Origin of the sequence: Halorubrum tibetense (assembly GCF_042661865.1) — an archaeon.
Lineage (GTDB): Archaea > Halobacteriota > Halobacteria > Halobacteriales > Haloferacaceae > Halorubrum > Halorubrum tibetense.
In genome coordinates this window covers 1-7,600 of the sequence record NZ_JBHSWW010000109.1, presented here as the reverse complement: position 1 = coordinate 7,600, position 7,600 = coordinate 1, and the positions used below count along the sequence as shown (strand labels likewise).

Sequence of the window (7,600 nt, the reverse complement as noted above, 5' to 3'; positions counted from 1 at the left end):
CTCGCGAACGCCGTCGCGTTCGCCGGCGACGCCGCCGGTGCGGCCGACTGGCCGCCGCTTTTGGACCGGCTCTCGCTCGTCTCGATGGCGGACGACGAGACGGGCCGCGTCCGCGGCTACAGTCGACAGGAGGCACGGGTCCGGCTCGCACGACTTAGATCGAACGTGGCCTTATAAACGACTCCAGCGAAAGCGTGTCTCAAAACGTCGACAGAGGGGTGTCAAAACGTCGACGGCACCGTCGCGACTGCAGATACCCTGGGTTGCGGTCGCCGTCTCGTTCGGCGGCGACTGAGACACTGATGGTTCCTCGTTCCACTTATATAGTCGGCTGACTCAGCCGGTCGATCCCCGCTGTTGCCGCCCGAGACGCTCACGCCCGGAAGGATTATGCCGAAACTCGCCGAAATCGCCGCTATGTCGTCCCCGAACGGCTCTCCATCGCGAAACGGCGCGCTCGAAACGATTTATAAGCGATACGGTCCCGGACGATTCACAGCTGCCGGGAGCCCGGCGCTCGGCGCAGGCTACGCGGCAGTGATCGCCGCGTTGGCCGCCGCGCTCCTGTACGCGGGCACGACTGTGGCCGCCGACTGGATCGGTGTCGGTTCCGAGCCGGCAGTGATGGCGGCGTTCGCGCTGCTCGTGCTCCCGTTCGTCCTGCCTGCGGCGTTCCTCGTCGGTGTCGTCGGCTGGCGGCTGTTGCCGTCGCGTCGCCCGGTTGCCGGCGCGGTCGCCGGCATCTTCGGGACGATCGCGACGTACCTCCTGACCCTGTTCGGGTTCGGCAGCGTCGTCGTCGGCGCGGCGGTGCTCTCGTTGAGCGGGGCGACGCCGCTCAGCGCGGCCGCGTTCTCATGGGGCGTGATATTCATCGCGTTCACACTTACGTGGTGGATCACGGTCCCGCTCGGCTGTCTCGTGGGCTGGCGGTACGCGTCGGCGGTTCGGGGGAGCGACCACAGCGGGGACGGCTCCGGTGGCGTTCCCTTATAAATAGAACCTACGATTCGTCGGCGTCGACCACGGTTTTGCCGGTCGCCTCCGGGACGACCCGGCGGTCGGCGTCGGTCCACTCCCGGTCGAGCTCCGTCCCCTCGAAGAGTCGATCGAGGAACACGGCGAGGCCGGCGACCTCCGAGTGTGGCTGGTTCGTCACGCCCACGTTGAAATCGGCGCGCTCGTACAGCGCCCACGGTACCTTCTCGCCGCCGACGACGACGAGGAGGTCGCGGGGCGGGGAGGTATCACGGTGGTCGTCCGTACCGTCGATGTCGGTACCGGCGTCGCAGCCGGTGTTGTCGCCGTTGGTGTTGTCGCCGTCAATGTTGTCGCAATGGGTGAGTCCGACCGCCTCCCGGATCGCCGCCTCGACGTCCTGTATCCGCTCGCCGTACATCGTGAGATGGACGACGACCCCGTCGAACTCGCGGACGATGGCCCGCTGGTCCTCGCGGAGTTCGACTGCGAACGGCCCGCCGAACCGGTCCGTGATGTCCCGAACCGTCTCCGCGGACTGCCCCGCGTTGTCGGGAAAGACCGCCCGGTCGGCGCCGAGCGCCCGCGCCGTCAGCCCGACGTGCGTCGTCATCCGGTCGTCGCGTCCGGGCCGGTGGCCGTACCGGAGGACGACGACCTCGCGTTCGTCGTTCATACCCGGGATCCGCGCGGCGGACGGGTGGTACTTTCGATGCGCGGCGGGGTAGCCATATCCACATATATGGATCAGTATCGGTCGTACGTCGATGAGGTAGCCACGTAAGTGAAAGATTCATGGGGCCGGCCGTCGCCGGATCCGGTATGACGAGCGTCAAGGAGTTCCGCGTCGTCGAGCCCGCGACACCCGAGCACCTCGGGCGCGGTCGGTTCGCCTTCACCGACGCCTACTCGGTGTTCGACTGGGGACGGATGCCCGATACCGTGCCCGAGAAGGGCGCAAGCCTCTGTACCATGGGCGCGTTCAACTTCGAACGGCTGGAGTCGGCCGGGATATCCACGCACTACCGTGGCATCGTGGACCCGGCAGCGGTCGGGGCTGGATCCGACCCGGAGGACGCGGTCGTTCCGCTCGCGGACGCCGAGGGGCCGCCGACCGAGATGGCGATCGAGCTGACCCAGGTGCCGGACCTCCCGTATCGCGGCCCCGACGCGGGGTACGACTACGACGCGTTCCACGCCGCCGGCGGAGAGAACTACCTCGTCCCGCTGGAGGTCGTGTTCCGAAACACCGTTCCCGTCGGGTCGAGCCTCCGGCGACGAGTCGAGCCGGCGGCCGTCGGGATCGACGCCGACGAGTGGCCGGAGACGACGGTGGACCTCCCGGAGCCCGTGGTGGAGTTCTCGACGAAGTACGAACGACAGGACCGATACCTCTCGCGCGCCGAAGCGGACCGGATCGCTGGCGTCGCGGACATAGACGCGCTCGAATCGCTCGCCCGCGAGGTGAACCGCGTCGTCACCGACCGTGCCGCCGACGCGGGGTTCGTCCACGAGGACGGGAAGATCGAGTGTCTCTACGTCGACGGGGACCTGCGCGTCGCCGACGTGGTGGGCACTTTCGACGAGAACCGGTTCTCCTACGGCGGCACACAGGTGTCGAAAGAGGTGGTCCGGCAGTGGTATAAGCGCGCTCAGCCGGAGTGGGTCGAGGCCGTCTCGGCGGCGAAGTCGGCCGTCGACGGGCGGGACACGGACGACTGGCGGTCGATCTGTAACGTGGAGCCGATCGCGCTCCCGAAAGACGTTCTCGGGCACGTGACTGATCTGTACGCGGCCGGCGCGAACGCCTACACCGGGACCGACTGGTTCGACGCGCCGCCGATCGACGACGCGGTGGCCGCCGTCGAGGACCTCTAACTCGGCCAGTGCGTGACGGCTACTTCCCTGATCTCGTTGTCACCGCGACTCCTTCTCAGGGTCGTCGCCCAGCCGCCTGAACGAGCGATCGGCGAGCCACACGGACCCGACAGCGATCCCGAACGTCGCTCCCGCGAGGACGGGACCGGGGTCGTACAGGAGCGGCGGGTGGTAGCCGAATCCGTAGTCGACGACGACGTTGGCGACGCCGATCGCGAACGCGACCGCGAGCGCGCCGCGCGTCGTCCGACCGAAGGCGGGGAACAGCAGTGCGAGCCCGACAAAACACAGGTGGGTTCCGAGCACGCCCCAGTAGTAGATCCACGCGTCGGATGCGGTGACGTACGCCTCGAACGCGAGGTTCAGCGAGACCACCGGCCACAGCCCGAACTGCACCAGCCAGACGAACGAGATGGTGTGAAGGTACGCGAGCGCGCGGTTCGTCGGGACCTCCGCGAGCCGCCCGCCCCCGCCGACTGTGGGTAGGAGGGTCGCGAGCGAGAGCGCGCCGAGCGCCACGGCGACCGCCGAGTCGGCGTACAGCGGCCAGAGGAGCGTCGGGACGTCGCCGAGCGTCGGCGCGTAGTAGTCGACGCCGATCAGGAACATGAGGGCGGTCAACGCGAGCACGGCTGCGAGGCTTCGCGTCGTTCCGAGCAGCTCCTCCGCGAGCGCGTTCCTGACCCGCCGACGAACCGCCGGTTCCCGGAGCCGTCCGAGGGCGCGGAGCCGGCCGGGATCGAGAGGTCGCCTCACGGCCGCGATTCGGCTCTCCCGCGGCTAAAACCCCACTGATCCGACAGACGACGTTATCAAACCCGGGTATTTGCGAGACACCTTTTTAACCACGTGTCGGGTGCAATCGGATATGGATCGCACGGACGCCGAGCGCACGCCCGGGGACGAGACGGGCGACGTGGCGCGTTCGGACGCCGACGTCCCGGTAGCGGTAGGACGATACACGTGGCGGGAGTTCCTCCGGGAGCACGGCCACGAGGCGGCCGCCGCCGACCTCTACGAGTGGATACCGGACGTGCCTTCGGTTCCGGCGAGCGTCGTGAAGACACGCGTCGAGGACCCATCGACGCCCGTCGTTCGGGTCGATGGCGTCGAGCGGCCGTACCGTGTCGACGGCGAGACGCCGGTCGATGGTCACGGCACCCCCGATGCCGGCACGCTCGTGATCGGGGGCGACGACGTCGTCGTAAGTGGCTCGGCGGTAGTCGAAGACCGGCGGAGAAGCATCTCGGAACGGCTGGAGTCGGAGCGGGAGGCAGCGGAGCGGGAGGAAGCGGAGCGGGAGGAAGCAGAGCGGGAGGCAGCGGAGCGGGAGGAAGCAGAGCGGGAAGCGGCGGAGCGAGATGGAGAGCAAAAAGCAGCGGAGCGAGAAGCGGCGGGGATAGAATCGGTCGAGCACGAGGCCAAGGACACACCGGCGGACCCGGTGGAGCCCCCGGATGTAGCCGGCTCGGACGACGACTCTGCGACCGACGAACACGGAGATGACTCGTCGACAGCGGATCTCGGATCCGATGACTCCGCAACCGGCGTCGACTCCGAGTCCACGGACCTCCTCGGAGTCGATCCTCCCGGCGAGTCGACCGCGGACGACGACAGGAACCTGTTTGGGTCCCCCAACGACGAGGCGGACGACGACGTAGCCGACTCGGACAACGCCGACTCGGACGACGGCACCGTCACTATCGGCGATGACGGCGACGATGATCGTCGCGGTGAGGGGGACCACGACTCGTCGACCGGCGATGGCGACTCGGACAACGCCGACCCGGACCGGAACGGGGACGTGGCGATCGCGGATGAGAACGGGGACGGGGCGACCACGGACGAGAGCGGAGATACCGCAGAGGAGCGCGACACCGACGAGGAGCGCGACACCGACGAGGAGCGCGACACCGACGGGAACGCGATGACGGACGGCGGCGACGACGTGATCGCGGACGACGGATCGGATTCCGGGCCGGTGCCCTCAGCCCCGGATACGGACGCATCGGACGCATCGGACGAGGCGGACTGGCGCGGGGTGGATGTCGAGGTCGGTCCGGACGGGGTCTCCGGACTCGTCGTGGTCGACGGGGCGGACGTCGAGCCCGTTCCGGCTCGGCCGCCGGCGGCCATCGACTGGGAACGGGTCCCGATCGATCCCGCCACGTTCCTCGGGTTCGACCCCGACGACCTCGGCTACCGGCTGTGGGCCGCCGACGCCGTCGGCGACGCGCTCTGGGACCTGTGTCACGCCCGGTACAACCTCTACGAGGTCCCCGTGCTCAAGGGGTACTACACGTGGGACGACTACGTCGACCAGTGCTACCGCGACGAGGCGGGCGAGCTTCCGACCGACGAGGCGGACGAACCGATACCGTTCACCCACGAGCACAAAGTGGAGGCGTTGGGGTTCGACCCCGACGGGATCGAGGACGTGCTGGCTGCAGGCGCGGACACGGCAGCCCAGCTCTCCGACCTGATCGACGAGCGGACCGTGAACGTGAACCCCGACCTCGACGAGGACGCGTTCTTTTCGACGGCGGACGGCGAGACCACGCTCGCGAACCGATACGACCTGGAGAAGGCGGTTCCGATGGCGAAAAAGACGCATTTCCGTGAGATCGAGCGCTACTGGGTGAACGAGCCGTACGCGTTCGTGATCGTGTTCCGCTCGACGAAGGAGAACGAGGTGAAATACTACGCGGTCCAGCCGTACCTGACCCGGATCGAGTCGGACCTCGCCGAGTTCCTCACCGGGAAGCTCCGGACCTCGATCAAGTACGCCGACGAGTCGATCGCCGGCGGCGACGAGGCGTTCCGCGAGGAGGTCATCGCCGACGAGACGCGGACCCTCCTCGACCGGTATGACCTCTACGAGGAAGACGACGAGGGACTGATCGTCGACCTCATCGACCGACTCGACGGCCGACTCGACCGCGGCGGCGGCTCGGGGAACCGACGCTTCGACCTCGGTCGCCTCGGCGACCGCGTCGGCTTCGACCGGATGGGGCTCGACCGCGTGGGACTCGATCGAATGGATTTCGGCTCGCTCAATGACGGGTTCGAGACGCTTCGCGGCCGAATCGTCGACGCGATCGACTACGAGCCGCCGGACCAGCGCGCGGAGCGCCCGTCGGGGATCAGTGCCCGCCCCGAGCCGGCGGTGCTCGCTGACGACGCGCGGACGCTCTCGCGGTATCAGGTCGAGAAGCTGCTGTACTATCTCAAACGCGACTTCATCGGATACGAGCGGATCGACCCGATCAAACACGACATCAACGTCGAGGACATCTCGTGTGACGGATACGAGTCGCCGGTGTTCGTCTACCACTCCGAGTACGAGCAGATAATCACGAACGTGTACCACGGGACCGACGAGCTCGACGACTTTGTCGTCAAGCTCGCCCAGCGCTCCGGGAAGGGGATCTCGAAGCGGCGGCCACAGGTGGACGCGACGCTGCCGGACGGCTCCCGCGCCCAGCTCACCCTCGGCAAGGAGGTGTCCGACCACGGGACGAACTACACGATCCGTCAGTTCAAGGACGTCCCGTTCACGCCGGTGGACCTCATCAACTGGAAGACGTTCTCGCTCGACGAGATGGCGTTCCTGTGGCTCTGTATCGAGAACAACAAGAACCTGATATTCGCCGGCGGGACCGCCTCCGGGAAGACGACGAGCCTGAACGCCGTCTCGCTTTTCATCCCGTCGAACGCCAAGATCGTCTCGATCGAGGACACTCGCGAGGTCGAGCTCCCACAGCGCAACTGGATCGCCTCGGTCACCCGCCCGTCCTTCTCCGACGACGACAAGGGCGACGTCGACGAGTTCGACCTCCTGGAGGCGGCGCTCCGACAGCGCCCCGACTACATCGTGATGGGCGAGATCCGCGGCGAGGAGGGTCGGACCGCGTTCCAGGTCATGTCGACCGGACACACCACGTACACGACGTTCCACGCCGACTCCGTCGGCGAGGTGCTCAAGCGGTTCACGACGGACCCGATCAACGTCTCGAAGACGATGTTCACCGCCCTCGATCTGGTCTCGATCCAGACGTCGACGCGAGTCCAGGGGCGCAAAGTTCGGCGGAACAAGTCACTCACCGAGATCAACCACTACGACGCCGAGAACGACGAGATCAACGTGCAAGACGTGTATCAGTGGCAGGCGGAGACGGACGAGTTCCTCCAGATGGGCGACTCGAACACGCTCGAAGAGATCATGTTCGACCGGGGGTGGAGCCGGGAGACCCTCAACGACGAGCTCCGGAAGCGGCGACTCGTGCTGGCGTATCTCATCGACCGCGGACTCAACAGCTACGCGCAGGTCGCGGCGACGTTTCAGGCGTTCATCAACGACCCCGAAACGGTGCTCGCGCTCATGGCGAACGACGAGCTGGAACGCTCTCTCGAGGACCTCCGGGAGATGGAGTCGGTCCTGATCAACGTCGACCCCGAGACCGAGGCGATGGTCCCGCGGCCCGACCCCGACGAGGACGGCCGCGAGGAGGCGAAAGCCATTCTGAACTCCGCTGACGACCTCCTCGCCGACTACCGAGGGTCGATCCCCGACTCGGTCGCGGAGGCGCTCCTCGACCTCGGTCCTGCCCGAGACGTTGAGGCCGACCCCGATGCGGACCACGCGACGCTCGCGGAGAACGCTCAAGAGGCGGACGCGCTTGCGTCGGCCCACCAGGAGGCCGATCCGGTCGCTGCCGACCGGCTCGACGAGGCGCTTCGAGCC

5 protein-coding genes are annotated in these 7,600 nt (G+C 67.4%); 3 read left to right on the top strand and 2 right to left on the bottom strand.

Translation table 11 applies throughout. The features are described from left to right. Nucleotides 1-417: 417 nt before the first annotated feature. Nucleotides 418-996, top strand: coding sequence for a hypothetical protein (locus ACFQEU_RS08680; RefSeq protein WP_379781236.1), 579 nt, complete (start codon nt 418-420; stop codon nt 994-996). Nucleotides 997-1,003: 7 nt separating this feature from the next. Here the strand turns inward: ACFQEU_RS08680 and ACFQEU_RS08675 are convergent, their stop codons facing one another. Further along, nucleotides 1,004-1,654 carry a tRNA (cytidine(56)-2'-O)-methyltransferase gene (locus ACFQEU_RS08675; RefSeq protein ID WP_379781234.1) on the bottom strand — a complete coding sequence of 217 codons (651 nt, stop codon included), beginning with the start codon at nt 1,652-1,654 and terminating at the stop codon, nt 1,004-1,006. Nucleotides 1,655-1,800: 146 nt separating this feature from the next. Here ACFQEU_RS08675 and ACFQEU_RS08670 point away from each other — a divergent pair, with 146 nt between their 5' ends. Next, nucleotides 1,801-2,856 (top strand): phosphoribosylaminoimidazolesuccinocarboxamide synthase, encoded by a 1,056-nt coding sequence (locus tag ACFQEU_RS08670; protein ID WP_379781232.1) that lies wholly within the window; start codon nt 1,801-1,803, stop codon nt 2,854-2,856. 39 nt (nt 2,857-2,895) lie between these two features. Here ACFQEU_RS08670 and ACFQEU_RS08665 read toward each other — a convergent pair whose 3' ends face one another. Beyond that, nucleotides 2,896-3,612 (bottom strand): DUF1405 domain-containing protein, encoded by a 717-nt coding sequence (locus ACFQEU_RS08665; RefSeq protein ID WP_379781230.1) that lies wholly within the window; start codon nt 3,610-3,612, stop codon nt 2,896-2,898. 112 nt (nt 3,613-3,724) lie between these two features. On the opposite strand from ACFQEU_RS08665, the gene ACFQEU_RS08660 reads away from it, so the two are divergent. Further along, nucleotides 3,725-7,600, top strand: a 3,876-nt coding sequence (locus ACFQEU_RS08660) for an ATPase, T2SS/T4P/T4SS family (RefSeq protein WP_379781228.1), incomplete at its 3' end; no start/stop codon positions are given.